The following is a 26,649-nucleotide window of genomic DNA, read 5'->3' on the forward strand; positions in this document are numbered from 1 at the left end:
ACCCTCGCAGGCGCGGGGTCCGTGGGTGGGTCGGGGTGTCGTCGGACTTCCGTTCGGCCGCCTTGGTTGCCGTGAAAGTGCCACCTGTCGGCGTGATTCCCGGCTCGGGGATTTGGCGTGGTCCCCAGCCTGTCGGTGCTCGGCGGTAGCGTGCTCGTCGTGTCCCGGCATACGACGTTCCAGTGGGTTGTTGAGCCCACCGTGGAACAAGCGCGTGCCATGGCCAGGCACGAGGGTGCTGCGCGGTTCGCGTTCAATCAGGGCCTACGCCTGCATCTGAGCGCCCGCGACGCGTCCGAGAATGCCGATGACGGCATCGTGTCGGTGCCGTGGACGGGGTTTGACCTGATCAACGCGTTCAACGCGTGGAAGCGCTCGGGGGCCGCCGGTCGCCGGTTCATCGTCGATGGCTCGGGCGTCGTCGAGGCCGAAGTCACAGGCCTGGCCTGGCGGACCGAGGTGAGCGCGCAGGTCTTCGAGGAAGCTGTCGTCGACCTCGGCAGAGCGCTCAAGGCATGGACCGACTCCCGGCGTGGCAAGCGGACCGGTCGGGCGGTCGGGCATCCGCGGTTCAAGAAGAAGAACCACGAGCGTGGCTCGTTCCGCATGCGCAACAAGACCTCGAGGACGAAGACCGGTGAGCGGTCCACGATCCGCGTCGGTGAGGCTGGGCCGCGCTCGGTCACCCTGCCCGGGATCGGCGCGATCAAGGTCCATGACGACACCCGGAAGCTGCGCCGCATGCTCGCCGCGGGGAGGGCTCGGATCTTGTTCGTGACCGTGTCGCGGCGTGGCGGGCGGTGGCGCATCAGCGTGAACGTCGAGGCCAGCGACCTGCACCCTGCTGCCCGGCACCTGCCGAATGAGGACACCGATCACGGTGGATGGGTCGGCGTGGACCGCGGCCTGCACGCGCCCGTCGTCGCTGCCACCAGCGACGGAGCCGAAGTGCTGCGCGCAAGCACGGCACCCAAGGCGTTACGAGCCGCGCAGTCGGTCACTCGCCGGTTGCAGAAGTCCGTATCCCGGAAGGTCAAGGGCTCGGCGAAACGGCGTTCCGCAGTGCGTCGGCTGGCTCGGCACCACGAGCGGGTTCGCGCCCGCCGCCATCATTTCCTGCACCAGGTCTCCAGCGCGCTGGTCAAGACCCACGACCGGCTCGTCATCGAGGATCTGAACATCACCGGCATGCTCGCCAACCACCGGCTCGCCGCAGCGATCTCGGACGCGGCCTGGGGAGAGCTCGCCCGCCAGGTCGCCTACAAGCAGTCCTGGCGTGGCGGGCAGGTCCTGGTCGCGGATCGATGGTTTCCCTCCTCGAAGACCTGCTCGGCCTGCGGCGACGTCACCACGACGCTCACCCTCGCCGACCGCGTCTTCGTCTGCGACACGTGCGGGCACACCATCGACCGCGACCTGAACGCCGCGGTCAACCTCGCCACCTGGGGCGAGAAGCACCACTCCCAGGTCCTGGACCCCGAAGCACGAGGCCAGGTCACCAACGCCCACCGACCGGACGGCTCTGGCCGACGCCCTCGCGTCGACGAAACCAGCCGGGATGACGTGGGAACCCTCACCGCGCCAGCGGCATAGGGACGTCCGAGAAGGACGCTGCCGAACACCTCAGCGGGGAGGTTCGACAGGCTTTAGAGTTGTCGGGCTGGTCGCACGGGAACGGAACGGAGCATCTGCATGAGCCTGCTTGGCACGATCACCTCGCCCGAGGACGTGCAACGGCTGACCCTCGAGCAGACGCGGGAGCTCGCCGGCGAGATCCGTGCGTTCCTCGTCGACTCGGTCTCGCGCACCGGCGGGCACCTCGGTCCGAACCTCGGGGTCGTCGAGCTCACGATCGCGATGCACCGCGTGTTCTCGTCGCCGACCGACACGTTCGTGTTCGACACGGGCCACCAGTCCTACGTGCACAAGCTCCTCACGGGTCGCCAGGACTTCTCGGCGCTGCGCAAGCAGGGCGGAATGTCGGGCTACCCGTCGCGCGCCGAGTCCGACCACGACGTCGTCGAGAACTCGCACGCGTCGACCGCGCTCTCGTGGGGCGACGGCATCGCGAAGGCGAACGTCGTGCGCGGCCTGACCGACCGGCACGTCGTCGCGGTCATCGGCGACGGCGCGCTCACGGGCGGCATGGCCTGGGAGGCGCTCAACAACATCGCGGAGAGCCAGGACCGGCGGCTCGTGGTCGTCGTCAACGACAACGGGCGCTCGTACTCGCCCACGATCGGCGGCCTCGCGCACCACCTGTCGACGCTGCGCACGACGCACGGCTACGAGAGCTTCCTGCAGTGGGGCAAACGCACCCTCAACCGGTCCGGCGCGCCGGGGCGGTTCGCCTACGAGTGGCTGCACGGCCTGAAGAAGGGTCTCAAGGACGTCGTCGCCCCGCAGGGGATGTTCGAGGACCTCGGCATCAAGTACGTCGGCCCGGTCGACGGGCACGACGTCGAGGCCATGGAGCACGCGCTGCGCCGGGCCAAGGCGTACGGCGCGCCCGTGATCGTGCACACCATCACCGAGAAGGGCCGCGGGTACACGCCCGCCGAGCAGGACGTCGCCGACCGCTTCCACGCCGTCGGGAAGATCCACCCCGAGACCGGTCTGCCGGTCGCGCCGTCGCGCTTCGGCTGGACGAGCGTCTTCGCGGACGAGATCGTGCAGATCGGGCGGCGCCGGTCCGACGTCGTCGCGATCACCGCGGCGATGCTCGAGCCCGTGGGGCTCAAGCCGTTCGCGCAGGCGTTCCCCGAGCGCACGTTCGACGTCGGGATCGCCGAGCAGCACGCCGCCACGTCCGCCGCGGGCATGGCGTTCGCGGGCCTGCACCCCGTCGTCGCCGTCTACGCGACGTTCCTCAACCGCGCGTTCGACCAGGTCCTCATGGACGTCGCCCTGCACAAGGCCGGCGTGACGTTCGTGCTCGACCGTGCCGGCATCACGGGCGACGACGGCGCGAGCCACAACGGCATGTGGGACATGGCGATGCTGCGCATCGTGCCCGGCCTGCGGCTCGCCGCGCCGCGCGACGAGGAGACGCTGCGGACGGCGCTGCGCGAGGCCGTGGACGTGGACGACGCACCGACGGTCGTGCGCTACCCCAAGGGGGCGCTCGGGGACCCGCTGCCCGCCGTCGACACCGTGGACGGCGTGGACCTGCTCGCCGTGCCGGGCGAGGCGCCGAGGACCGCCCCGCAGGGCGCGGCACCCCGCGCTCGGGTCCTGCTCGTCGGCCCCGGGTCCATGGCGCGCGTCGCGCTCGACGCGGCGGAGTCGCTCACGGCCCACGGCGTCGACGTCACCGTCGCGTCGCCGACGTGGGTCCTGCCGATGCCGAGCGCGCTCGTCAAGCTCGCGGGCGAGCACGACCTCGTCGTGAGCGTCGAGGACGGCGTCGCCGACGGCGGCGTGGGCGCGCTCCTCGCGCAGCGCTCGCTCGAGGGCGGCGTCCGCACGCCGGTGCACGCGCTCGGCCTGCCCGCGCAGTTCCTCGACCACGCGACCCGGGACCAGGTGGCCTCGGCGTACCGGCTCACGCCGGCCGACGTCGCGCGCGACGTGCTGGACGCGCTCGCGGCGCTCGCCCGCGGCTGACCGTCCCGGACGCCCGCCGCGGACGCCTCGGCGCCGCGCGGGTCGTCCGGGCTAGGGTCCAGGCGTGATCTGGCTCCTCGACCTCGACAACACGCTCGTCGGCCGCGACGCCGCGTTCGCCGCCTGGGCGGCCGACGCCGTCGCGCGCGCCGGGCGTGACGCCTCCGACCTCGCCGCGATCGTCGCCGCCGACCAGGGCGGGTTCGCGGTCAAGACGGAGGTGGCGCGCGTCATCGTCGACCGCCTCGGCTGGGACGAGGATCTGCCCACCGCGGTCGACCGCTTCCGCGCCGGCATCCTCGACCACGTGCGCGCGTACGACGGCGTGCTCGACCTGCTCGACGCGCTGCGTGCCGACGGCGACGTGGTCGTCGTGGTGACGAACGGGACGTCCGCCCAGCAGCGCGGCAAGCTCGCCCGCTGCCGGGTCGGGGTGCACGTCGACGCCGTCGTCGTGTCCGGCGAGGAGGGCGTGGACAAGCCGGACCCGCGGCTCCTCGAGATCGCGCTGGAGCGCGTCGGCGCGACCGACGTGGACCGTGCGGAGGTCTGGATGGTCGGGGACGCGGCGCACGCCGACGTCGCCGCGGGCCGGGCCGCCGGCACCCGCACCGGCTGGGTCTCCCACGGGCGCGCGTGGGCGGACGGCCCGCGGCCGGACGTCCTGGGACCGACCGTGCACGACGTCGTCGCCCGCGCCCGCGAGGCGGCCCTCACCGCGCCGTAGCGCGCAGCGCGTCCTGTCAGCGGCGCGCCGGCGGCCGGGGCGTCAGGAGTGCGTGACCTCCACGGCCTGCTCGACGACGGCGCGCAGATCCCCGCCGGACGCTGCGTGCCACGCGCGCTGGCGCTGCGCGCCGTTCCCGCCGGACCAGAGGCGTCCGAGGAGCTCCGTCACGGCGTCGAGGTCGCCCGCGTCGACGAGCGCGTCCCGCACGTGCGCGACGAGCAGCCCAACGACGTCGTGCGCCGGGGCGGGGCGCCACGTGAGCGGCGAGACCAGGTCCTCCTCGAGGCCCGAGCGCCCGGCGCGCCACGAGGCGGTCCGCAGGATCTCGGGGCGGAGCTCCGGTGCCGCGACGCCGTCCGCGGCCTCGCGCGCCGCCGTCTCGACGAGGCCGCGGCTGAGGGCCGCGAGGAGCGTCGCCGTGTCGGGGTCGAGGCACACGTCGGCGACGCGGATCTCGACCGTCGGGTAGCGCGACGACAGCCGGGCGTCGAAGTAGACCATGTTCTCGTCGAGGATCGTGCCGGTCGCGACGAGGGTGTCGACCGCGTCGCGGTACGCCTCGGGCGAGCCGAACGCCCGGGTGGGCCCCGACGTCGGCCAGCGGGACCAGACCTGGGACCGGAAGCTGGCGTACCCGCTGTCCTGGCCCTGCCAGAACGGGGAGTTGGTGCTCAGCGCGAGGAGCGTGGAGAGCCACGGCCCGATGCGGTCGAGGACGGCGACCCCCTCGGTGTCGTCCGCGACGGCGACGTGCACGTGGCACCCGCTCGTGAGCTGCTCGCGCGCCGTGAGCCCGAACGCGGCGCGGGCCTCGAGGTAGCGCAGGCGCGAGACGGTGGTGCCCTCGAAGGGCAGGGGCGAGGTGGAGAGCGCGGCGACCCGGGCGCCGACGCGGTCCGCGGCCTCCTGGGCGCGCTGCCGGCCCGCGCGGATCTCCGTCGCGAGGTCGTCGAGCTCGCGCCGCGGGTGGGTCGCGGTCTCGAGCTGCTCCTCCATGAACTCCGACTCGAGCGAGCCGGTCCCGCCGCCCTTCTCGTCGGTCCCCGACGCCTCCAGGGCCTCCGCGGCCCGGGCGACCGGGTGGCCGTCGTCGCCGACGAGCAGGAACTCTTCCTCGACCCCTACGGTGCGCTTCACCCGGGCAGTCTCACACGGAAGCCGCGACCACGTCGGGCGGGCGTGTGACGTGCGTCCGTGTCGTGCGTCACGGGGGTGCGCTGCCGGGGTCGCAGCCAGCTTCCGAGGGCTTGTGAAGGTCATCACAAGAGGTGGTCGCGACGGGGTGTAAGCGGTGAGGAAACGGCGAGATCCCGCGGTTCCCGCGGGGTCCCGCCCGGCTCGGGACCTAGGTCCCCGGACGGCCCGAAACCCCTCCGCGCGACGCCGCGTGAACCTAGCCTGGAGGTGGCGAAGGAGCCCGTCGGACCTCCCACGAGGGCCTCCACCCGAGGCCGGGGAGACCGGCGGGTCCGGCCGGCGCGCGGACCCGCGCGTCAGGCACGAGGGAGGTCCAGATGACCAGCGTTTCCGAGGCACCCGGCACGACGAGCGGCGGCCGTGCGGTGGAGGGCGGCGTCGACGCGCAGCACGACACCGCGCACGTCCCCGCGTGGGAGGGCTTCACCGACGGCCCGTGGCGCGACACGGTCGACGTGCGCGACTTCATCCAGCGCAACTACCGCCCGTACACGGGCGACGCGTCGTTCCTCGCCGGGCCCACGGAGCGCACGACGGGGATCTGGGACACGCTGTCCGCGATGTTCCCCGAGGAGCGCGAGATGGGGATCTACGACGTCGACCCCCACACGCCCGCGGGGATCACGGCGCACGCGCCCGGCTACATCGACAAGGCGCACGAGGTGATCGTCGGCCTGCAGACCGATGCCCCGCTCAAGCGCGCGATCATGCCGAACGGCGGCTGGCGCATGGTCGAGGGCGCGCTGCAGACCTACGGCTACGAGGTCGACGAGACCCTGAAGAAGGTCTTCACCGAGTACCGCAAGACCCACAACCAGGGCGTGTTCGACGTCTACCCGCCGAACGTGCGCGCGGCCCGCAGCTCGCACATCATCACCGGCCTGCCCGACGCCTACGGCCGCGGCCGGATCATCGGCGACTACCGCCGCGTCGCGCTCTACGGGGTCGACGCGCTGATCGCCGCGAAGAAGCTCGACAAGCTCGGCCTCGACGCGCAGCCGTTCAGCGAGCAGGTCGTGCGCGAGCGCGAGGAGCACGCCGAGCAGATCCGCGCGCTCGGCGAGCTCAAGGAGATGGCCGCCGAGTACGGCTACGACATCTCGGGCCCGGCGACCACCGCCCGCGAGGCAGTGCAGTGGCTCTACTTCGCCTACCTCGCCGCGGTGAAGGAGCAGAACGGCGCCGCGATGTCGCTCGGCCGCACGTCGACCTTCCTCGACGTGTTCATCGACCGCGACCTCGAGGCCGGCCGCATCACGGAGTCCGAGGCGCAGGAGATCATCGACGACTTCGTCATCAAGCTGCGCATCGTGCGGTTCCTGCGCACCCCCGAGTACGACGCCCTGTTCTCCGGCGACCCGACGTGGGTCACCGAGACCATCGGCGGCATGGGCGAGGACGGGCGCCCGCTCGTCACCAAGAACTCGTTCCGCTTCCTCCAGACCCTCTACAACCTCGGCCCGGCCCCCGAGCCGAACATGACGGTCTTCTGGAGCCCGGAGCTGCCGCAGGGCTTCAAGGACTACTGCGCGCAGGTCTCGATCGACACCTCGGCCGTGCAGTACGAGTCGGACGAGCTCATCCGCCAGCACTGGGGCGACGACGCGGCGATCGCGTGCTGCGTGTCCCCGATGCGGGTCGGCAAGCAGATGCAGTTCTTCGGTGCTCGCGTGAACCTCGCCAAGACGCTGCTCTACGCGATCAACGGCGGCCGCGACGAGATCTCCGGCAAGCAGGTCTCGCCCGTGGCGGCGCCCGTCGAGGGCGACGTGCTCGACTTCGACGACGTCATGGCGAAGTTCGACGCGACCATGGACTGGCTCGCCGAGACCTACGTCGAGGCGCTCAACTGCATCCACTGGTCGCACGACAAGTACGCGTACGAGCGCATCGAGATGGCGCTGCACGACAAGGACGTGCTGCGGACCATGGCGTGCGGCATCGCGGGCCTGTCCGTCGCGGCGGACTCGCTCTCGGCGATCAAGCACGCGAAGGTCTCCGTCGTGCGCGACGAGCGCGGCCTCGTCGTCGACTACGTGACCGAGGGCGAGTTCCCCACGTACGGCAACGACGACGACCGGGCCGACGCGATCGCCGTCGACCTCGTCGAGCGGTTCATGGCGAAGGTGCGCACGCACCCGACCTACCGCGACGCGGTGCCGACGCAGTCGGTCCTGACGATCACGTCGAACGTCGTGTACGGCAAGGCGACGGGCAACACGCCCGACGGCCGCCGCGCCGGCGAGCCGTTCGCCCCGGGCGCCAACCCGATGAACGGGCGCGACACCCACGGCATGCTCGCCTCGGCGCTCTCGGTGGCCAAGCTGCCGTACGACGAGGCGCAGGACGGCATCTCGCTGACCAACACGGTCGTGCCGAGCGGCCTCGGGCGCACCAAGGAGGAGCAGGTCACCAACCTCGCCGGCCTCCTGGACGCCTACATCGGGTCCGAGGGGTACCACATGAACGTCAACGTGCTGAACCGCGAGACGCTCCTGGACGCCATGGACCACCCGGAGAACTACCCGCAGCTGACGATCCGCGTGTCCGGGTACGCGGTGAACTTCGTCCGCCTCACGCGCGAGCAGCAGCTCGACGTGCTCTCGCGCACCTTCCACGGCGCGCTCTGACGAGCGCTGAGGAGCCCGCCATGACCGTCACCCTTCCCGGCCCCGCCGTCCGCCCGTCGCGCGGGTGCGGCGTCGCCGGGGGCACCCTGCCCGACGACGCCACGCGCCTCGACGTCCCGGGTGCCCCGACCTCCGCGGTCGAGCCCGCCGCGTCGGGCACGCCCGTGGGCCACGCCCGCCGGGCGGGCGCGGGCCTGGACGGGCTGACGGTCGCGGACGTGGACCGGGCCGACAAGCTCGCGGCGATGCGCGCAGGCGAGCTCGGCTCGGTCCACTCCTGGGAGCTCGTCACCGCCGTGGACGGCCCGGGGACCCGGCTCACGGTGTTCCTCAACGGGTGCCCGCTGCGGTGCCTGTACTGCCACAACCCCGACACGTTCGCCATGAAGGACGGTCGGCCCGTCACGGCGGACGAGCTCCTGGGGCGGGTCAAGCGCTACCTGCCGGTCTTCCGAGCCACCCACGGCGGGCTCACGCTCTCCGGCGGCGAGGTGCTCATGCAGCCCGCGTTCGCGGCCCGCGTGCTGCGCGGCGCCAAGGCGATGGACGTGCACACCGCGCTCGACACGTCGGGCTTCCTCGGCGCCAACGCGACCGACGCCATGCTCGACGACACAGACCTCGTGCTGCTCGACGTGAAGTCGGGCGACCCCGACACCTACAAGAAGGTCACGAGCCGCGACCTCGAGCCGACCCTGAGGTTCGGACGACGGATCGCCGAGCGCGGCCTCACCGGCCACGCGCCCGAGGTGTGGGTGCGCTTCGTCCTCGTCCCGGGCCTCACCGACGACGTGGACAACGTGGAGAAGGTCGCGGAGTACGCGGCCTCGCTCAACGCGATCCGCCCCGGCACGGTGACACGCGTCGAGGTGCTGCCCTTCCACCAGATGGGCCGCGACAAGTGGGACGCCCTCGGGCGCACCTACGAGCTCGACGACACGCCCGCTCCGTCGGCCGAGCTCACCGAGCGCGTGCGCGACCAGTTCCGCGCTCACGGCCTGACGACGTACTGACCCGACCTGCCGACGAGCGCCCGCTCGCCGAGACCCGAGAAGTGGCCCCGGACCGCCATGGTCCCGGGGCCACTTCTCACGTCTCGGTGGGCCTGCGCTCCCGAGGCGGGGCCGGGTCGTAGGGTTCACGGGTGCCCGCAGCGACCGTCGACATCCACGACCCCCGATGGGCCGACACCGGGAGGCGGTGGACGGAGCGCGTCGCCGGCGCGCTCGCCGACCTCGCGAGCCCCGACGGCACGAGCCCGGTCGTCGTCGAGCACATCGGGTCGACGGCCGTCCCCGGGCTCGCGGCGAAGCCGATCATCGACCTCCAGGTGCGCATCGCGCCGCTGCCCTCCGAAGCGGCGCTCGAATCCGCGCTCGGGCCGCTCGGGTTCTCGATCGAGCGCGGGGCGCGCCCCGACTCGCCCGGCGTGTACCGGGACGTCCCGCGCCCGGGCGCCGACCCCGCCCCCGAGCTCTACGCCAAGCGACTGCTCACCCGCCCCGGCGACGAGGACGAGCCGCCCGTGATCCTGCACGTCCGGCGCCTCGGCTCGCCGTTCGCGGCGTACGTCGTCGCGTTCCGCGACTGGCTGCGCGCCGTCTCCGCCGAGGCCGCGGCGTACGAGGCGACGAAGCGCAGCCTCGCCGCACGCCACGCGGACGCCGACGACTACGACGACTACACGGGTGACAAGACGGCGTTCCTCGACGCGGCGCAGTCCCGGATGGAGCGCTGGCTCGCCGAGCGCGCGAACGCTCCTGCCTGATCCCTGCACGGCGCCGCCCGAGCACTGATACCGTGGTGGTACCAAATGAGAGGAGCTCACGTGGCTATGACCTTGCGGCTCGACGACGACGCGCAGGCGGCGCTGGAGCGTATCGCCCGCCGCGAGGGCGTCTCCGCGAACACCGCCGTCGCGCGCGCCGTCGTGGAGTACGACGCGAAGCGGCGCGAGATGCGTGACCGGCTGCTCGCCGACATCGTGGCGGAGGACCAGGAGCTGCTCGACCGGCTCGCGCAGTAGCCGTGGTCGTCTACCTCGACGAGGACGACCTCGTCGCCGCCGCCACGGCGTTCCTCGGGCACCCGCCCGCCGTCCGCGACTACGGGCTCCTGTCGTCCGCACTGGCGCGTCCGGCCGCGTCGATGTACGGCGTCGAGGCCTACCCCGCCCTCGACGAGAAGGCAGCGGCGCTGCTTCTCTCCGTCACGAAGAACCACGCGCTGATCGACGGGAACAAGCGACTGGGCTGGGTCGCGGTGAGACTCTTCTACGCGCTCAACGGGGTGCGGCTCGTCATGCCGCAGGACACCGCGTACGCCCTCGTCGTCGGTGTCGCAGCCGGCGAGATCGACGACGTCGAGACCGTGGCGCAGAAGCTCGCGGAGCACGTCGTGCGCCGCGAGTCGTGACCGCCGCGAGCGGCGCGCTGCCCGACGTCGCCACCGCTCGGACGGTCGTCGCGGATGCGGACGCCCTCGCCGCGCTGCTCGCGGCGCTCGCCGCGGCACCCGGGACGGCGCGCGAGCAGGTGCGCGCCGCGTTCGGCGACAGCCGCGAGGAGAAGGTCCTGGCGCGACTCGACACCGTCGACGTCGCGTCGCTGCGCGACGTCACGCGCGAGCGGCTGCGGCTCGGGGCGCTCGCCGGCGCAGGCGTGCGGACGGTCGGGGAGGTCGCGCGGCTCGGGCGCGAGGGCCTGGAGACGATCCCCGACATCGGGCCGCAGACCGCGACGCACCTGCTCGCCGCCGCCGAACAGGTCGCGCGCGCGGTGCGCGAGAGCCTGCGCTTCCGGATCGACCTCACCCCGACGGAACCGGTCGCGACCGCTCTCGTCCAGACGTTGCACACGCTCGACCAGGCCGACGCCGCACTCGCCCGGTACGGCGACCAGGTGCGCGCCGCGCTCGCGACGCACGAGCTCGTGCGCGACGACGCACGGGTCGCCGCGAGCGGGCCGCGCCGCCTGTTCGCCTGGGGCGAGCGGCGTCGTCGGGTTCTCGCGGCGGTGGCGACGCTCGCCGGGGTCGCGGAGCGGGCCCGCGAGACGGGGCTGGCCGAGGAGGCCCGCCGCGTCACCGCGCTCCTCACGGAGCCCGCGCGCCCCTACGACGCCTGGGCGGACTTCCGGCGCCGGTCCGCGGCGTACTACGCGCTGCTCGACGGCGTCGCCCCCACCGGCCGAGACGTCGCCGCCGCGGCGGGCCACCTGCCCGCGGAGCTCGTGGACCGCGTGCAGACGCAGACGCTCAACGAGACTCTGCTGCGGGTCTCGCTGCGCGGGTACCAGGCGTTCGGGGCGCGCTTCGCGCTCGCGCAGCGGCGCGTCGTCCTCGGCGACGAGATGGGGCTCGGCAAGACCGTCCAGGCGATCGCCGTCGTCGCGCACCTCCTCGCGCGCGGCGCGACGCACGCGCTCGTCGTGTGCCCTGCGAGCGTCCTGGAGAACTGGGTGCGCGAGCTGCGCGCGCACGCGGACCTCCCGGTCCACGCCGTGCACGGCGAGGAGCGCGACGAGGCCGCCGAGGCGTGGCGCGCGACCGGTGGCGTCGCGGTCGTGACGTTCGCGGGCCTGCGCCGCGCCGGGACCGAGGCCTTCGTGACGGCCGGGTCCGTCGGCCCCGCCGTGCTCGTCGTGGACGAGGCGCACTACGTGAAGAACCCGCTCGCGAAGCGCTCGGTCGCCGTCGCGGCGCTCGCGGCCAGGACGCAGCACGTGCTGCTCCTCACCGGGACGCCGATGGAGAACCGGGTCGCCGAGTTCCGCACCCTGGTCGGCTACCTCCAGCCCGCGCTCGCCGAGCGTCTCGATGCCGCGCACGGCGCGGCGGGCCCCGACGCGTTCCGGCACGCCGTGGCGCCCGCCTACCTGCGGCGCAACGCCGAGGACGTGCTCGAGGAGCTGCCCGAGCTGGTGCAGGTCGACGAGTGGGAGCGGCTCGGGGCGGTCGACGGCGCGGCGTACCGCGAGGCGGTCGCGGCGGGGTCCTTCATGGCGATGCGGCGGGCGGCGTTCGCGGTCGACCACCCCGAGGACTCGGCGAAGCTGCGCCGGCTCGTGGAGCTCGCGCGCGAGGCGGCCGAGAACGGGCGCAAGGTCGTGGTGTTCTCGTACTTCCGGGACGTCGTGGACGTCGTCGTGCGCGCGCTCGGCGACCTCGCGCTCGCTCCGTTGACCGGCTCCGTGGCCGCCCGGACGCGCCAGACGATCGTCGACGACTTCACCGCGGCCGAGGAGCCGCGCGTGCTCGTGAGCCAGATCGACGTCGGGGGAGTGGGCCTCAACCTCCAGGCCGCCTCCGTGGTGATCCTGTGCGAGCCCCAGACTAAGCCCACGACCGAGGCCCAGGCCGTCGCCCGCGCCCACCGCATGGGTCAGGTCGAGACCGTCCAGGTGCACCGTCTGCTCACGGTCGACAGCGTCGACGAGCACCTCGTGCGCCTGCTCGGGACGTAGGCGCGGCTGTTCGACGCGTACGCGCGGCGCAGCGCGCTCGCCGAGGAGGTCGCGGGCGCGGTCGACGTGTCCGAGGCGTCGCTCGCGCGCGCGGTGGTCGACGCCGAGCGGGAGCGGCTCTTCGTCGACCCGGCGGTCACCTCGGTCGAGGACGCCGTCGTCGAGGACTGAGCGACGGTCCGGGCGCGACGGCGCGCGCCTGACGGCCTAGCGTCTGTCGTATGAGCGACGACACCGGCACCTCCGCGACCCCCGCCGCGCCCCTGACCCCGCTGCCCGAGGACTGGTCCACTGCGCTCGCGGTCGTCGCCCATCCCGACGACATGGAGTTCGGCGCCGCCGCTGCCGTCGCGCGATGGACGGGGCAGGGCAAGCGGGTCGTGTACTGCATGGTCACGAGCGGCGAGGCCGGCATCGACGGCATGGACCCGGACGAGGCGCGACGCGTGCGCGAGGCGGAGGAGATCGAGTCCGGGCGGATCGTCGGCGTCGAGGAGGTCGAGTTCCTCGGGCTGCCGGACGGCGTGCTCGAGTACGGCCTGCCGCTGCGCCGTGCGATCGCGGGCGCGATCCGGCGCCACCGGCCCGACGTCGTGATCACCGGGAACTACCGCGAGACGTTCCCGGGCGGGATGCTCAACCAGGCGGACCACATCGCGACGGGACGGGCCGTCGTCGACGCCGTGCGCGACGCGGGGAACCGGTGGGTGTTCCGTGAGCAGGTCGAGACGGACGGGGTCGAGCCCTGGGGCGGCGTGCGCCAGGTCTGGGTCGCGGCCTCGCCCGATAGCGCGCACGGCGTCGACGTGAGCGCGACGTTCGACGCGGGGGTCGCGTCGCTGCGCGCGCACGCCGCCTACCTCGACGGGCTGGGGTGGGAGGACTTCGACCCCGCGGCGTTCCTCGCGTCCATGAGCGCGCCCACGGGCGAGCGCATGGGCGTCCCGCACGCGGTCGCGTTCGAGGTGCTGCGCATGGGCTGGGAGGACTGACTCAGGCCGGGTCGGGCTGGTCCTCGACCTCCACGACCTTGAGCTCGGGCGCGAACCCGAAGAGCCTGCCGTCCTGCGCGCCGACCCACCACTTCCCGCACATCGCGGTGGCGCCCTGCTCCGTGCCCTCCTCCCACCACGACGCCCTGAGCGTCGCCGACGTGCGGTAGTCCGCCGCGGTCAGGTCGCCACGCTCGGGTCGAGGCTCCAGCGGGTGCTCCGCCGAGACGGGCGTGCAGCTCTCGGGCAGGGCGCCGAGGTCGGCCGTCATCGTGAGGATCCGCTCGTCGCCCGTCGTGCGGACCACCTCGCGCACGTCGGTGGCCGAGTCGGGGACCCAGTCGGGGAGCACGGCCTCGGCCTTGCCCGTCTTCCCGGTCGCGAACGCGTAGGTCTTGGTGTGGCCGGCACGGTTCTCGGCGACCGCCTCGCCGATGCTGCCGCACGCGGAGAGCAGGAGGGCAGCGCCGGCGGCCAGCGTGAGGGCGCCGAGCATCCGGCGCTCGGTCGTGCCGCGCGGCGTCGTGGTCAGGGGGAGGTCGGTGGCGGGCTGGGCGGGGGTGCGGTCTGTCATGGCCACGACGCTACGGAGCGCGTGGCGCCAGCGGATCGGGCCGCGAGCGGAACCTCCGCGCGGTCGTCGTACGACCACGGGAGGGCGCTCGCGGCCCGGCGTCCGACCCCGGTCGCTCAGGCGCGCGACGCCGCCGGGACGTTCGCGACGCCGTCGGGCAGGAAGCGGCGGCCCAGGACCTTCTCGCTGTAGCCCGTGCGGTCGAGGTACGGCGTGATGCCGCCGAGGTGGAAGCCCCACCCGGCGCCGAGGATCATGCACAGGTCGATCTGCGACGGGCTCGCGACCACGCCCTCGTCGAGCATGAGCCCGATCTCCTGCGTGAGTGCCGTGAGCACGGAGTCGAGGACGCCCGCCTCGTCGAGCGCCCCCGGGCCGCCCGCCTCGCCGGTCCCGAAGACCCGCTGGATCGCCGGGTCGACCGGCTTGGGCAGGCCCTTCGGCGCGTCGAGCACGACGGGGATCTGCTCGTCGACGATGCGCTGGAGGCCGGGGGACTCGGGGAACCGGTCGCCCAGGTCCTCGCGCAGCGACGTGAGGACGTGCAGGCCGACCGCCGGGCCGACGAGGTCGAACAGCGCGAACGGCGGCATCGGCAGGCCGAGCGGCGCGACGGCGCGGTCCGCGACCTCGACCGACGTGCCGTTCTCGACCGCCTCGACGATCTTGCCCATGAGCAGGATGAGGAGGCGGTTGACGACGAACCCGGGGCGGTCGGCGACGAGCACCGCCGTCTTGCGGAGCTTCTTCGTCATGGCGAACGCCGTCGCGAGCGCGGCGTCGTCGGTCTTCGCGGCCTGGATGATCTCGACGAGCGGCATCTGCGCGACGGGGTTGAAGAAGTGCATCCCGACGACGCGCTCGGGGTGCTGCAGGTCGGCCGCCATCTCCGTGATGGACAGCGCGGAGGTGTTGGTCAGCAGCACGGCCTCGGGCGAGAGGACACCCTCCAGCTCGGCGAAGACCTTCTTCTTGAGGCCGAGGATCTCCGTGACCGCCTCGATGACGACGTCGCAGCCCGCGAAGTCGCCGAGCTCGGTCGTGCCGTGCACGGAGCCGACGATGCGCGCGCCCGTGTCCGCGGACATGCGGCCCGAGCCGACGAGCTTCTCGACCGTCGCACGGACGTAGCCGAGGCCCTTGTCGACGCGCTCCTGGTCGAGGTCGCGCATGACGACGGGCACCTGGAGGCGCTGGGCGAACAGCAGCGCGATCTGCGCGGCCATGAGCCCCGCGCCCACGATCCCCACGCGGGTGACGGGGCGGGCGAGCTTCGCGTCGGGCGCGCCCTGGGGCCGCTTGCCCTTCGAGACGAGCTGGAACGCGTAGACGCTCGCGCGCATCTCGTCGCTCATGATGAGGTCCGCGAGGGCCTCGTCCTCGGCGGCGAACGCCTCCTCGCGCGACGCGGTACGCGCGGCGGCGACCAGGTCGAGCGCGCGGTAGGGGGCGGGGCGCGAGCCCGCGACCACGGCGTCGAGGCGCTGACGCGTCCCCGCGACGACGGCGTCCCACACGGGCTGCGGGTCGAGCTCGCGCCGCTCGACGACGATCTCGCCGCGCAGCACGGCCCCGGCCCAGCGCAGCGAGGACTCGAGGAAGTCGGGTGCCTCGAAGAGCGCGTCGACGAGGCCGATCTCGTACGCCTCCTTGGCCTTGAACGGCTTGTTCGCGGCCGGGCGGGCGAGGATGACGTCCATCGCCTTCTCGACGCCGAGCAGGCGCGGCACGAGGTAGGCGCCGCCCCAGCCGGGGACCAGGCCCAGGCCGACCTCGGGCAGCGCGAGCGCGCCCGCGTCGGACGCCACGGTGCGGTACGTGCAGTTCAGCGCGACCTCGAGGCCGCCGCCGAGCGCGACGCCGTTGACGAACGCGAACGTCGGCACGCCCATGTCCTGGAGCAGCGTGTAGGCGGCGTGCCCGGCGCGCCCGAGGGCGAGCGCGTCGTCGCGCACCTGGACGGCCGCGGCCTGCGTGAGGTCCGCGCCCGCGGCGAGGAAGTACGGCTTGCCGGTGATCGCGACGGCGACGATCTCGCCGTCCGCGGCCCGGCGCCGCAGCGTCTCGAGGGTCGCGTGCAGCTCCGCGAGGCCCTCGGGGCCGAGCGTCGTCGGCTTCGTGTGGTCGAGCCCGTTGTCGAGCGTGACCAGGGCGAGCGTGCCCGTGCCGCCGGGGAGCGCGACGTCGCGCACGCGCGAGTGCGTGACGCGCTCGCCGCGGGAGGCGTCCTTCGTCGCGTCCTGGGAGGCCGCGGGGGTCTGGGTGTCGGTGGGTGCGCTCATCGTCAGTTCTCCGCGGTCTCGAAGGTGTGGCCGGAGTAGTCGGCGTGGTGCGGGTTCTCCCAGATGACGGTGCCGCCCATGCCGAGGCCGACGCACATGGTCGTCATGCCGTAGCGCACCTCGGGGTGCTGCTCGAACTGGCGCGCGAGCTGCGTCATGAGGCGCACGCCCGACGACGCGAGCGGGTGGCCCATGGCGATGGCGCCCCCGTACTGGTTGACGCGCTCGTCGTCGTCGGCGATGCCGAAGTGGTCGAGGAACGCGAGCACCTGGACCGCGAACGCCTCGTTGATCTCGAACAGGCCGATGTCGTCGATCGTCAGCCCGGCGGACGCGAGCGCGCGCTCGGTCGCGGGGACCGGCCCGATGCCCATGACCTCGGGGTCGACGCCCGCGTACGCGTACGCGACGAGGCGCATGCGCGCCGGGAGCCCGAGCTCGTCGGCGACGTCGCCCGCGGCGAGCAGGCACGCCGTCGCGCCGTCGGTCAGCGGCGAGGCGTTGCCCGCGGTGACCTTCCCGCCGGGGCGGAACGGGGTCTTGAGGTCGCGGATCGAGTCGACCGTGGTGCCGGGGCGGGGGAGCTCGTCGGCCGTGGCCAGGCCCCACCCGAGCTCGGTCGACCGGGTCGCGACCGGCACGAGGTCGGGGGAGATGTCGCCGTTCGCCAGCGCCTTGGCGTACTTGGCCTGGCTCGCGACGGCGTACGCGTCGGCACGCTCCTTGGTGAGGTGCGGGTACCGGTCGTGCAGGTTCTCGGCCGTCGCGCCCATGACGAGCGCGGAGGAGTCGACGAGGCGCTCGGCGACGAACCGCGGGTTCGGGTCCGACCCTTCGCCCATGGGGTGGTGGCCCATGTGCTCCACGCCGCCCGCCACCACGACGTCCTGCGCGCCCACGGCGACGTTCGCCGCGGTCGTCGTGACCGCCGTCATCGCGCCCGCGCACATGCGGTCGATCGCGAAGCCGGGCACCGACTTGGGCAGCCCGGCCAGCACGGCGACGCTGCGGCCGAGGGTGAGGCCCTGGTCGCCGGTCTGCGTCGTCGCGGCGAGCGCGAGCTCGTCGATCCGCTCGGCGGGCAGCTCGGGGCGGCGGCGCAGGAGCTCGCGGATCGTCTTCACGGCGAGGTCGTCGGCGCGCGTCTCGGCGTAGATCCCGTCGGGGCGCGCCTTGCCGAACGGGCTGCGCACGCCCTCCACGAAGACGACGTCGCGCACGGGGCGGTGACGCGATCGCTGGCTGGCCGCCGGGGTGGGTGCCGAGGTGGGAGAGGGGGCCTCGTTGGCCACGGTCATGGCATCTCCATCCGATGCAGATGGTCGGGACGGCGGTGTCCGGGAGCGGCACCGCTCGGGGGTCGTACGTGCGATACACGCTACCGCGAGTATCGGTAAAGCACGAGACCGATGCTACGACATGAAGAGACCCGGTATCGCATCGGGCGATACCGGGTCTCTGAGGGCTGTCGAGGAGGCCGAGCGGAGGGGTCAGCGGCTCCCGCGGAGCTTGCGCACGACCTTCTTCGCGGTCGGCAGGCCCTTGTTCCAGGCGGAGTACCACATCGAGAACGGCACGTCGACGCTGTGGACCAGCTCGTCGTCGTGCTGGGCGAAGCTGCGCTTGAACTCGCTGATCCCGTCGTTGAGCAGCCCGTTCATGTCGTACCGGACCAGGCCGGCCTGCTGCGCGAGCGTGATCGCGTGCCACTTCACCGGCGCGTTCGCGCGAAGCTTGCGCCCCGCGTCGTTGATGCCGCCGTAGAGCTCGAACGACGTCGTCGCCGACGACACGCACCACACGAACGACACCGGCGCGCCCTCGGAGAACGCGGCGACGAGCACCGAGTGCTCGCCGAGCTCGCGGTGGATCGCGAGGTAGTACTCGTCGTCGTGCAGCGCGAAGCCCGCGCGCTCGGCGGTCTCGTGGTAGACGTCGAGCACCTGGCGCACCTCGGCCTCGTCCGTCACGCGGCGCACCTCGAGCCCGGTGCGCGCCGCCTTGCGGATGTCGTACCGCGTCGACTTGCCCATGGCCTTCGTCAGCTCGTCCTCGGACTTCGTGAGGTCGAGGATCAGCGTCACCGGGTAGAGGATCGGGTTCGCCGCGGGGCGGGCGTCGGGCAGCGCGAGGTGCGTCCCGACCGGCCAGTCGGGCTCGATCGTGACGCCCACGCCGCCCACCGTCGTCTTGCACCACGCGACGACCGCACGGGTCACGGCGTCGCGCGTCGCGTCGTCGCCCACGCCCGGGCCGGCGCCCCAGCCGTCTCCCGCCGGCGCGATCACGGGCCCGCGGGGCACGTGGCACAGCGCCTTGAACTGCGCCGGGAGCGAGCGCACGAGCACCTGGGCCAGGCCGCGGACGCGGCCGTCGGCGTCCACCGCCTCCACCCGGTGCGGGGTCCACGCTCCCGTGGCCTTGACCTCGCCCCAGCCCCAGAGCTGGAGGGGGTGGCCGCCGAGCTCGTTCACCCGGGCGTCCCAGGAGGCGCGGTCGGTGACTGTCCGGATCGTCAGGTTCGCGTCGTGCACGCGGACGACCCTACCCGCTCGCTACGCCCGCCCGATGCTCGCGAACGCCTGCGCGAGGGGCTCGGCGACGAGCGCCACCTGCCAGTCGCGCGCGCCGCGCCCGTGCAGGAACGCGGCGATCCCCGCCGCATCGAGCGGGTCCGGCGGCGTCCAGCACAGGCGCCGCAGCGCGTCGGGCTGGAGCACGTTCTCCACCGGGAGCGCGAACCGTTCCGAGATCCCCTGCACGACGCCGCGCGCCGCTTCGAGGCGGGCCGCGGCGCCGGGGTCGCGGTCGGCCCACGCGCGCGGCGGCGGTGGGGCGTCCGTGCGCGGCCCCCGTGTCGTGGGGAGGGCGCTCGCGGGCAGCGCGAGCGCGGCGTCGATCGCGCGCTGCCAGTACGCCGCCCGGCGGCGTGTGCCCTTGCCCGCGAACGGGGGGAGCTCGACGAGCTGGCCGGCCGTGCGGGGCAGCGCCTCGGCGGCGGCGACGATCGCGCGGTCGGGCAGCACGCGGCCGGGCGCGATGTCCCGCGCGCGAGCGGTCGCGTCGCGGGCCTCCCACAGGCTCCGCACGACCGCCAGCCGACGCGGGTCGCGCAGCGTGTGCGTGCCGGACGTGCGCCGCCACGGCTCGGGGCGCGGCGGCGGCGGACCGGCGGTCCGCACCGCCTCGAACTCTTCCGCCGCCCAGCCGGCCTTGCCCGCCTCCTCGAGCCGCTCGCCGAGGGCCCGGCGCAGCGGGACGAGCACCTCGACGTCGAGCGCGGCGTACCGCAGCCAGTCGTCCGGGAGCGGGCGGGTCGACCAGTCGACCGCCGAGTGCTCCTTCGCGAGGCCGAGGCCGAGCACGTCCGCGACGACGGCCGCGAGGCCGACGCGCTCCATGCCGAGCAGGCGGGCCGCGAGCTCGGTGTCGAACACGCTCGCGGGGACCACGCCGTGCTCGGCGAGGCCCGGCAGGTCCTGGGACGCGGCGTGCAGCACCCACTCCGCGTCCCCGACCGCCTCGCGCAGCGGCGACAGGTCGGGCACGGCGACGGGGTCGACGAGCGCCGTCCCTGCACCCTCGCGACGGACCTGGACGAGGTAGGTGCGCTGACCGTAGCGGTAGCCCGAGGCGCGCTCCGCGTCGGCGGCGACCGGGCCGCTCGCGGCGGCGAACGCGTCGACGACGCGCGCGAACGCGGCAGGGGTGTCCACGACGCGGCCGAGCCCGTCGGACGGCTCGGTGAGCGGCGTGACGACGGTCTGCTGTGTGCCGGTCGCGGGGGTCGGGTCGAGCGGCGGGGGTGCGGGTGCTGCGGTCGAGCTCATGGGTTCACGGTATTGCGTCGGGCGGGGGGTCGAGCACCGAGGGGCGTGACGCCGTCGGGCAGGGGAGGTAGCCCGGCTGCCGTGCACAGCAGCTGCGCCCAGGCCGCGAGGTGGTCGCCGAGGTCCGCCGGACCGGTGGGGCCCGCGGGCACGGGGGTCCACGACGCGCGCATCTCCAGCTCGACGTCGTTGTCCTTCCCGGCGAGCGCGCCGAAGCTCTGCGACAGCACGCGCGTCACCGTGCCGCCCTCCGCGCGCACGGCCGCACCGGTGTCGTGGAGCGCGTCCTCGAGCCAGGTCCACGCGACCTCGGCGAGCATCTCCTCGGACGCCATCTCCGGCTCCAGCGTCGCGCGCACCATCGTCACCACGCGGAAGCTGCCCTGCCACGCCTCCTGCCCCGCGGGGTCGTGAAGCACGATGAACCGCCCCGACGCGAGGTCGGGGTCGTCGGCGCGCGGGGCCTCGACCTCGCCCGTGAGCGCGACCGACCACGGCGCGATCCGGCGGGGGGCAGGGACCTCGCGCAGCGTCACCTCGGGTCGCAGCCGCCGCGCGCCGAGGGCGTCGAGGACGGCACGGAACTCCGGGGGAGCGTCGGTCCCGTGAGCGGTGATCACCCTCGGCACACTACGAGCCGACCGGACGAACCGGACGCACGCCGCGCGGCTGTCATCGAATCGTGATCCCGACTTCGTCAAGAACGCTGCGGGTGACCGGATCGTGGCCCCTCGGGAGCGGTGCGGCGCACGAGGACTAGGCTGGCGGCGTATCCATCACCGGTGCACCCGGCCGCGCGCCCGCGCCCGGCCTGGAACGGCTCCGCGCCCTCCCCGCGCGCAGCCGTCGTGCGCCGGGACCGACCCTCGAGGAGCAGGGAAGCAGATGTCAGCACGCGCACAGATCGGTGTGACCGGACTCGCCGTCATGGGTCGCAACCTGGCCCGCAACTTCGCCCGGCACGGCTACACGGTCGCGGTGCACAACCGCTCGTACGCCAAGACCGAGTCCCTGATCGCCGAGGCGGGCAGCGAGGGCGACTTCGTCCCGTCCGAGTCGATGGCCGACTTCGTCGCCTCGCTCGAGCGTCCGCGCAAGGTCGTCATCATGGTCAAGGCGGGCGCGGCCACCGACGCCGTCATCGACGAGCTCGTGCCGCTGCTGGAGGAGGGCGACATCGTCGTCGACGCCGGCAACGCGCACTTCCCGGACACGATCCGCCGGGAGAAGGCGCTCGCGGCGCAGGGCCTGCACTTCGTCGGCACCGGCGTCTCGGGCGGCGAGGAAGGTGCGCTCAACGGCCCGTCGATCATGCCCGGCGGCACGCGCGAGTCCTACCAGAGCCTCGGCCCGATCCTCGAGGACATCTCGGCGAAGGTCGACGGCGTGCCGTGCTGCACCTACGTCGGCCCCGACGGCGCCGGCCACTTCGTCAAGATGGTGCACAACGGCATCGAGTACGCCGACATGCAGCTCATCGCCGAGGCGTACGACCTGCTCAAGCAGGGGCTCGGCGCGTCCGCGCAGGAGATCGGCGAGATCTTCGCGCAGTGGAACACGGGCGACCTCGAGTCGTTCCTCATCGAGATCACCGCGGACGTGCTCCAGCACGTGGACGCGGAGACCGGCAAGGCGTTCGTGGACGTCGTGCTCGACCAGGCGGAGCAGAAGGGCACCGGCCGCTGGACGGTGCAGAACGGCCTCGACCTCGGCGTGCCGATCACCGGCATCGCCGAGGCGACGTTCGCCCGCGCGCTGTCCGGCTCGGTCCCGCAGCGCGAGGCGGGCCGCGCCGCGCTGCCCGCCGACGCCGCCGCGTGGGACGTGCAGGACCGCGACGCGTTCGTCGAGGACGTGCGCCTCGCGCTGTACGCGTCGAAGGTCGTCGCGTACTCGCAGGGCTTCGACCAGATCGCGGCCGCGTCCGCCGAGTACGGCTGGGACATCGACCGCGGCGCGATGGCCCGCATCTGGCGCGGCGGCTGCATCATCCGCGCGCGCTTCCTCAACCGCATCACCGAGGCGTACGAGCGCGACGCGCAGCTCCCGCTGCTCCTCGCGGACGAGTACTTCACCGGCGCGGTGGGCAACGGCCTCGCCGCCTGGCGTCGGGTCGTGTCGCAGGCCGCGCTGAACGGGGTCCCCACGCCCGCGTTCTCGTCGTCGCTCGCCTACTACGACGGCGTCCGGGCCGAGCGCCTGCCCGCCGCGCTCATCCAGGCGCAGCGCGACTTCTTCGGCGCGCACACCTACCGCCGCGTCGACAAGGCGGGCACGTTCCACACCGAGTGGTCGGGCGACCGGACCGAGTCCGACGCCTGACGGCTCACCACCGCACGCACCGACGGCGGTCGTCGCGCTCCGGCGCGACGGCCGCCGTCGGTGCGTCCGCCGCTCCCGAGTCGGGCCCGACGCCGCGCGCGGTCCGGGCCCGTCGGGTGACGTGGCAGGCTAGGCCCGGCGGGCCGCTGCGTCGGCCCGACCTCTCTGACCCCCCTGACGCCGGACGACACGGAGAACGATGAGCCGCCACCCGCAGGACGCGACCGCGACGAGGATGCTCGCCGACCGGACGGGCACCGACCCGGCCGACTGGTTCCTCGTCTTCAAGGCCCGCTACGGGATGGAGGTCGTGTTCCGGGCGCTCGCCGAGGTGCGCGGCGCGGGCGAGGTGGTCACCCAGGTGTTCACGTGCTCGACGGCCGTCGACCCCGTCCTCGTCGCAGGCCTGCGGCCCGTCTACGCCGAGGTGTCCCCGGCGACCGTCGCGATCGACCCCGACCGGCTCGCGGTCGGGCCGGACACGCGCGCCGTCGTGCTGCAGAACACGTTCGGCATCGTCGACGACGCGGCCGCGCTCCGGCTGCGCGCCGCGGCGCGCTCGGTCGGGGCGCTCCTCGTGGAGGACAGCGCGCACTGCGTCACGCGCCTCGCGCGCGACGCCGACGGGTCGCCGGTCGCGGACGTCTCGTTCCACTCGTTCGGCGTGGAGAAGATGCTGCCGACGCGGTTCGGCGGTGCCGTGTGGGTGAGCCCGGCGCTCGACCCGGCGCTGCGTGCCGCGATCGTGTCCGCGCTCGACGCGCTGCCGGTCGTCGGGGCCCGGCTCGACCTCGCCGCGCGCAGCTTCCGCACGCAGGTCCGCGTGCTCAACCGCCTCCCGGGCGGGGCGGCGGGCAAGGTCCGCGGCGCGCTCACCGCCGTCGGAGCGTACGAGCCGGCGATCGCGCCCGTGGAGAACCGGGGCGGCCTCGCGCACCCGCCGCAGCGGCCGTCGTCGTGGGTCACCGGCCGGATGGTCGACGCGCTGCGGTCGAGCGGCGACGTCGAGGCGCGTCGCGCGGACACCGTCGCGGAGTACGTGCGCGGGCTGTCCGACGTCGTCGAGGTGCCGGCGGGGGTCGGCGAGCGCGCGCCGCTCGTCCGGTTCCCGTTCTTCGCGCCCGACGCGGCGACCGCCGACCGGCTCGTGCGGGAGCTCACCGTCGCCGGGTTCTACGTCGGCAAGTGGTACCGCCCCGCGCTGTTCCCTGGCCCGGACGACCCGACGGTCTACGGGTACACGCCCGGCGACCCCGCGCTCGCGACGACGGAGGACCTCGTGGCCCGCGTCGTCAACCTCCCGACCACGGTGGGAGCCGCGACGGCGCGCCGCATCGTCGAGGCCGTGCGCTCCGCACTGTGAACCCCTGACCCCCTCGACCAGGCGATCCCGGCCGGCCGAACAGGCGATCCCTGCGCGTCAGTGACACGGGACGCGCCGAGACCGCCTGGTCGACGGGAGCATCATGCCGACGGGCGGGAGCGCGCGAACTTCACGTAGTCGAGCGTGTGGCGCAGGTCGACGCGCCACACGTCGAGGCGGCGGCGCAGGCTCCTGTCGGGCGCGTAGCGCAGCGTGTGCCACACGCCGTGCTTGCGGGCCTTCTTCACGCGGTGGCGCAGCGACACCGGCACGAGGGCGCGCACGACGGGGTAGGGCACGTTCACCCACAGGCGCGCCTCCGACGTGACCTGCTCGGGGAGCTCGCGCCCGTGCACCAGGTCCTCGACGTAGCAGCGGGCGAGGTTGCCGCCCGCCGCCATCGTGTAGAAGCTCGCCGCGCCCTGGCGCAGGTTGACCTCGAGGATCTTGCTCGTGCCCGTGCGGCGGTCGTACATGACGTCGAGGTTCGCGGCGCCGACGTAGCCGAGGCTGTCGAGCAGGTGCCGGACCGACTCGGTGAGCTTGTCGTCCTTCATCGTCACGACGGCGTTGTAGTTCCCGACGAGCTTCGGGTCGTACTCGCCGAGCACGATCTGCGCCGCGGAGAGGAACCGCAGGCGGCCGTGCCGGTCGGAGTACGTGTTGACCACGCGCATGACCGACTCGTCGCCCGCGAGGTACTCCTGGACGATGAGGTCGTCCGTGTACCCCGCGGCGTAGATGCGGCGCCCGACGTCGCGCAGCTCGGCCGCGTCCTGGACCAGGTAGACCTTCTTCTTGCCCTCGAACCGCAGGCGCGGGTACGTGTCCGTGTCCGACGGCTTGAGGATGAGCGGGTAGGGGAACGGCAGGTTCTCGCCGAAGCCCGGCGCGTCGACGTCCGCCGCCGTCGCGATCACCGTCTCCGGGTGCGGCACGCCCAGCTCCGCGCAGGTGCGGTAGAAGTCCGTCTTGTTCATGAGGCGCGCGGCCAGCTCCTGGCCGACGAGCGGGATGACGTACAGGTCCTCGAGCTCGGCGCGGTGCGCGATCACGACGTTCGTGTAGAACTCGATGTTCGCGACGAGCAGGCGCTTGCGGCCCGGGAACTCCTCGGCGAGCTCGCGCAGGACCGCGACGATGCGCTCCGGGTCGTCGAAGTCGCGGTAGGTGCGCACGTCGACGATGCGGGAGTCCGCCGTCTCGCGCAGCGGGAAGCGGCCCAGGGCCAGCGTGCGGACGCCGTACGCCTCGTGCAACGACCTCGCGATGTTGTAGGTGTTGAGGTTGGTCCCCAGGACGATGGGGAGGAACTCGGCGTTGCCGTACGTCATCGCGGAGGGTCGTCCGTTTCTCTGTGTGGTCGGCGGGCGTCCGCCATCCTACGGGCCGGGTACGGCCGCGCCCGGGTTGCCGTAACTCGCGACGCCCTCGCCCGCGGCGCCCTGACCGGCCTGGATGGCGACGCCGTGCCCGGCCAACGTGCGCACGAGCTCGTCGTGGCCGCGCGAGACGTCCCAGTGCACCCCGACCATGCCGGCGGCGCGCGCGCCCTCGACGTTGCGCGCGGTGTCGTCGACGAACAGCACCTCGTCCGGGTCCGCGCCGATGCGCCGGGCCGCCTCGACGAAGAACCGCGGGTCGGGCTTGGCGATCCCGAGCTCGCACGAGTACCAGCTCGTGTCGAACTCCGCGTCGTAGCCGAGGGTCTGGCGCATGAACGACACGCGCCGGCTCTCCTGGTTGGTGCCGAGGTGCACGCCGTAGCCGCTCGCCCGCAGCCCGCGCACGAGGTCGAACGACGCGTCGACGACCTCGAGCGCGTCGAACCAGATCGCGCGGTAGACGTCCTCCGCCGGCTCCGTCACGCCGTAGCGCTCGAGCCCCGCGGCGAGGACCGGGAGATAGTCGCCGTCGCCGACCAGCATGGGCAGCTCCTCGCTCCACGTCTCGAGCAGGAACTCCCGGGTCCGGTCGCCGAGGTAGGGCTCGACCGCCGCATACCAGCCCTCGGGGATGTGCTGGAGCACGCCGTCGGCGTCGAACAGGACGTGACGCAGTGTCATGCCAGTCACCCTAGCGACGCCTCGGGCGCGATCCGCGCGTGGGTGTGCATGTCGTGCCACCCGTCGGCGTGCAGCACGGCCGAGCGCCGGACCCCTTCCGCGGCGTAGCCCGCCGAGGCGGCCGCGCGGCACGACGGTGCGTTGTCGACCGAGTGCTCGAGCCACAGTCGGTGGAAGCCGGCGCCGAAGGCCCATCGCGTCGCGGTGCGTAGCGCGCGCGGCGCGACCCCCTGGCCGCGGGCCGTCGGCACCGTCCAGTAGGCGACCTCGGCGCTCCCGTCCTGCAGCGACACGTCGCGCAGCGCGACGCGCCCGCAGAGCGTGCCCTCCTGGTCGACGACGGCCCACGAGGCGCCGGCCGCCTCGCCCCAGCGCGCCGCCCACCCGAGCGCGACGTCGCGCGCCTCGTCGTCGGTCGTGAGCGACCGGACGTGCCACCGCCGGACCGCCGGGTCGTCGTACACCTCGCGCAGCGCGGGGGCGTCGTCACCGGTCCACGGGCGCAGCCGCAGGCCGTCGCCGGTGTCGAGCACGGGCTGCGGCACGGCGAAGGCGCGCGGGTCGACCGCCGGTCCGGCGAGCATCGGAGCCATG

The 26,649-nt window shown here is 73.6% G+C and carries 22 protein-coding genes; 12 read left to right on the forward strand and 10 right to left on the reverse strand.

Features of this window, described 5'->3' with window-relative positions:
* The first annotated feature begins 117 nt into the window (after window positions 1-117).
* The 3 genes from ACZ402_RS19230 (at window position 118) to ACZ402_RS19240 (ending at window position 4,333) form a co-directional block, all read left to right on the forward strand.
* Window positions 118-1,593: an RNA-guided endonuclease InsQ/TnpB family protein gene (locus ACZ402_RS19230; protein WP_375825693.1), complete on the forward strand. Its 1,476-nt coding sequence runs from the start codon at window positions 118-120 to the stop codon at window positions 1,591-1,593.
* A 99-nt stretch (window positions 1,594-1,692) separates the two neighbouring features.
* Window positions 1,693-3,606, forward strand: a complete 1,914-nt coding sequence (gene dxs, locus ACZ402_RS19235) for a 1-deoxy-D-xylulose-5-phosphate synthase (protein WP_375825692.1) — start codon at window positions 1,693-1,695, stop codon at window positions 3,604-3,606.
* Between the two features lie 64 nt (window positions 3,607-3,670).
* On the forward strand, window positions 3,671-4,333 hold the full coding sequence (locus tag ACZ402_RS19240) for an HAD family hydrolase (protein ID WP_375825691.1): 663 nt from the start codon (window positions 3,671-3,673) through the stop codon (window positions 4,331-4,333).
* 42 nt (window positions 4,334-4,375) lie between these two features.
* Here ACZ402_RS19240 and ACZ402_RS19245 read toward each other — a convergent pair whose 3' ends face one another.
* Entirely contained in the window at window positions 4,376-5,473 is a 1,098-nt protein-coding gene (locus tag ACZ402_RS19245; protein WP_375825690.1) for a carboxylate-amine ligase, read from the reverse strand.
* A gap of 377 nt (window positions 5,474-5,850) precedes the next feature.
* Here ACZ402_RS19245 and pflB point away from each other — a divergent pair, with 377 nt between their 5' ends.
* The 7 genes from pflB (at window position 5,851) to ACZ402_RS19280 (ending at window position 13,618) form a co-directional block, all read left to right on the forward strand.
* The gene (pflB, locus tag ACZ402_RS19250; RefSeq protein ID WP_375825689.1) at window positions 5,851-8,163 is read left to right on the forward strand and encodes a formate C-acetyltransferase; all 2,313 of its coding nucleotides are present in this window, start codon (window positions 5,851-5,853) and stop codon (window positions 8,161-8,163) included.
* 20 nt (window positions 8,164-8,183) lie between these two features.
* Window positions 8,184-9,176, forward strand: coding sequence for a pyruvate formate-lyase-activating protein (gene pflA / locus ACZ402_RS19255; RefSeq protein ID WP_375825688.1), 993 nt, complete (start codon window positions 8,184-8,186; stop codon window positions 9,174-9,176).
* A gap of 131 nt (window positions 9,177-9,307) precedes the next feature.
* Window positions 9,308-9,931, forward strand: a complete 624-nt coding sequence (locus tag ACZ402_RS19260) for a GrpB family protein (protein ID WP_375825687.1) — start codon at window positions 9,308-9,310, stop codon at window positions 9,929-9,931.
* 60 nt (window positions 9,932-9,991) lie between these two features.
* Window positions 9,992-10,189, forward strand: a complete 198-nt coding sequence (locus tag ACZ402_RS19265) for a CopG family transcriptional regulator (RefSeq protein ID WP_108047630.1) — start codon at window positions 9,992-9,994, stop codon at window positions 10,187-10,189.
* Window positions 10,190-10,191: 2 nt separating this feature from the next.
* Entirely contained in the window at window positions 10,192-10,578 is a 387-nt protein-coding gene (locus tag ACZ402_RS19270) for a type II toxin-antitoxin system death-on-curing family toxin (protein ID WP_175008631.1), read from the forward strand.
* Window positions 10,575-12,626 carry a DEAD/DEAH box helicase gene (locus tag ACZ402_RS19275; RefSeq protein ID WP_375825686.1) on the forward strand — a complete coding sequence of 684 codons (2,052 nt, stop codon included), beginning with the start codon at window positions 10,575-10,577 and terminating at the stop codon, window positions 12,624-12,626. Before ACZ402_RS19270 ends, ACZ402_RS19275 begins: the two co-directional genes overlap by 4 nt.
* 221 nt (window positions 12,627-12,847) lie before the next feature.
* Entirely contained in the window at window positions 12,848-13,618 is a 771-nt protein-coding gene (locus ACZ402_RS19280; RefSeq protein ID WP_375825685.1) for a PIG-L deacetylase family protein, read from the forward strand.
* A 1-nt stretch (window position 13,619) separates the two neighbouring features.
* On the opposite strand, the gene ACZ402_RS19285 is transcribed toward ACZ402_RS19280, so the two are convergent.
* From ACZ402_RS19285 to ACZ402_RS19310, 6 genes are all read right to left on the reverse strand, one after another.
* Window positions 13,620-14,192: a hypothetical protein gene (locus ACZ402_RS19285; RefSeq protein ID WP_375825684.1), complete on the reverse strand. Its 573-nt coding sequence runs from the start codon at window positions 14,190-14,192 to the stop codon at window positions 13,620-13,622.
* Between the two features lie 116 nt (window positions 14,193-14,308).
* Window positions 14,309-16,474 (reverse strand): 3-hydroxyacyl-CoA dehydrogenase NAD-binding domain-containing protein, encoded by a 2,166-nt coding sequence (locus ACZ402_RS19290; RefSeq protein WP_375825683.1) that lies wholly within the window; start codon window positions 16,472-16,474, stop codon window positions 14,309-14,311.
* A gap of 2 nt (window positions 16,475-16,476) precedes the next feature.
* Window positions 16,477-17,772, reverse strand: a complete 1,296-nt coding sequence (locus tag ACZ402_RS19295; protein WP_375825682.1) for a thiolase family protein — start codon at window positions 17,770-17,772, stop codon at window positions 16,477-16,479.
* A gap of 192 nt (window positions 17,773-17,964) precedes the next feature.
* On the reverse strand, window positions 17,965-19,008 hold the full coding sequence (locus ACZ402_RS19300; RefSeq protein ID WP_313663928.1) for a lipid II:glycine glycyltransferase FemX: 1,044 nt from the start codon (window positions 19,006-19,008) through the stop codon (window positions 17,965-17,967).
* A gap of 21 nt (window positions 19,009-19,029) precedes the next feature.
* Complete coding sequence (locus ACZ402_RS19305; protein WP_375825681.1) at window positions 19,030-20,304, reverse strand: HRDC domain-containing protein; 1,275 nt, start codon at window positions 20,302-20,304, stop codon at window positions 19,030-19,032.
* Window positions 20,301-20,924: a DUF3000 domain-containing protein gene (locus ACZ402_RS19310; RefSeq protein ID WP_375825680.1), complete on the reverse strand. Its 624-nt coding sequence runs from the start codon at window positions 20,922-20,924 to the stop codon at window positions 20,301-20,303. Before ACZ402_RS19310 ends, ACZ402_RS19305 begins: the two co-directional genes overlap by 4 nt.
* 265 nt (window positions 20,925-21,189) lie before the next feature.
* Here ACZ402_RS19310 and gndA point away from each other — a divergent pair, with 265 nt between their 5' ends.
* Both gndA and ACZ402_RS19320 read left to right on the forward strand, forming a co-directional pair.
* Complete coding sequence (gndA, locus tag ACZ402_RS19315) at window positions 21,190-22,626, forward strand: NADP-dependent phosphogluconate dehydrogenase (protein WP_087471924.1); 1,437 nt, start codon at window positions 21,190-21,192, stop codon at window positions 22,624-22,626.
* A gap of 199 nt (window positions 22,627-22,825) precedes the next feature.
* Entirely contained in the window at window positions 22,826-23,989 is a 1,164-nt protein-coding gene (locus tag ACZ402_RS19320) for a DegT/DnrJ/EryC1/StrS family aminotransferase (protein WP_375825679.1), read from the forward strand.
* Window positions 23,990-24,090: 101 nt separating this feature from the next.
* On the opposite strand, the gene ACZ402_RS19325 is transcribed toward ACZ402_RS19320, so the two are convergent.
* From ACZ402_RS19325 to ACZ402_RS19335, 3 genes are read right to left on the reverse strand one after another with little or no spacing between them, the layout of a single operon-like run.
* Complete coding sequence (locus tag ACZ402_RS19325; protein ID WP_375825678.1) at window positions 24,091-25,323, reverse strand: carboxylate--amine ligase; 1,233 nt, start codon at window positions 25,321-25,323, stop codon at window positions 24,091-24,093.
* Between the two features lie 48 nt (window positions 25,324-25,371).
* Entirely contained in the window at window positions 25,372-26,055 is a 684-nt protein-coding gene (locus ACZ402_RS19330; protein WP_375825677.1) for an HAD family hydrolase, read from the reverse strand.
* A gap of 5 nt (window positions 26,056-26,060) precedes the next feature.
* Entirely contained in the window at window positions 26,061-26,648 is a 588-nt protein-coding gene (locus ACZ402_RS19335) for a GNAT family N-acetyltransferase (RefSeq protein ID WP_375825676.1), read from the reverse strand.
* Window position 26,649 lies beyond the last annotated feature (1 nt).

It is taken from the genome of Cellulosimicrobium sp. NPDC030954 (assembly GCF_055571305.1).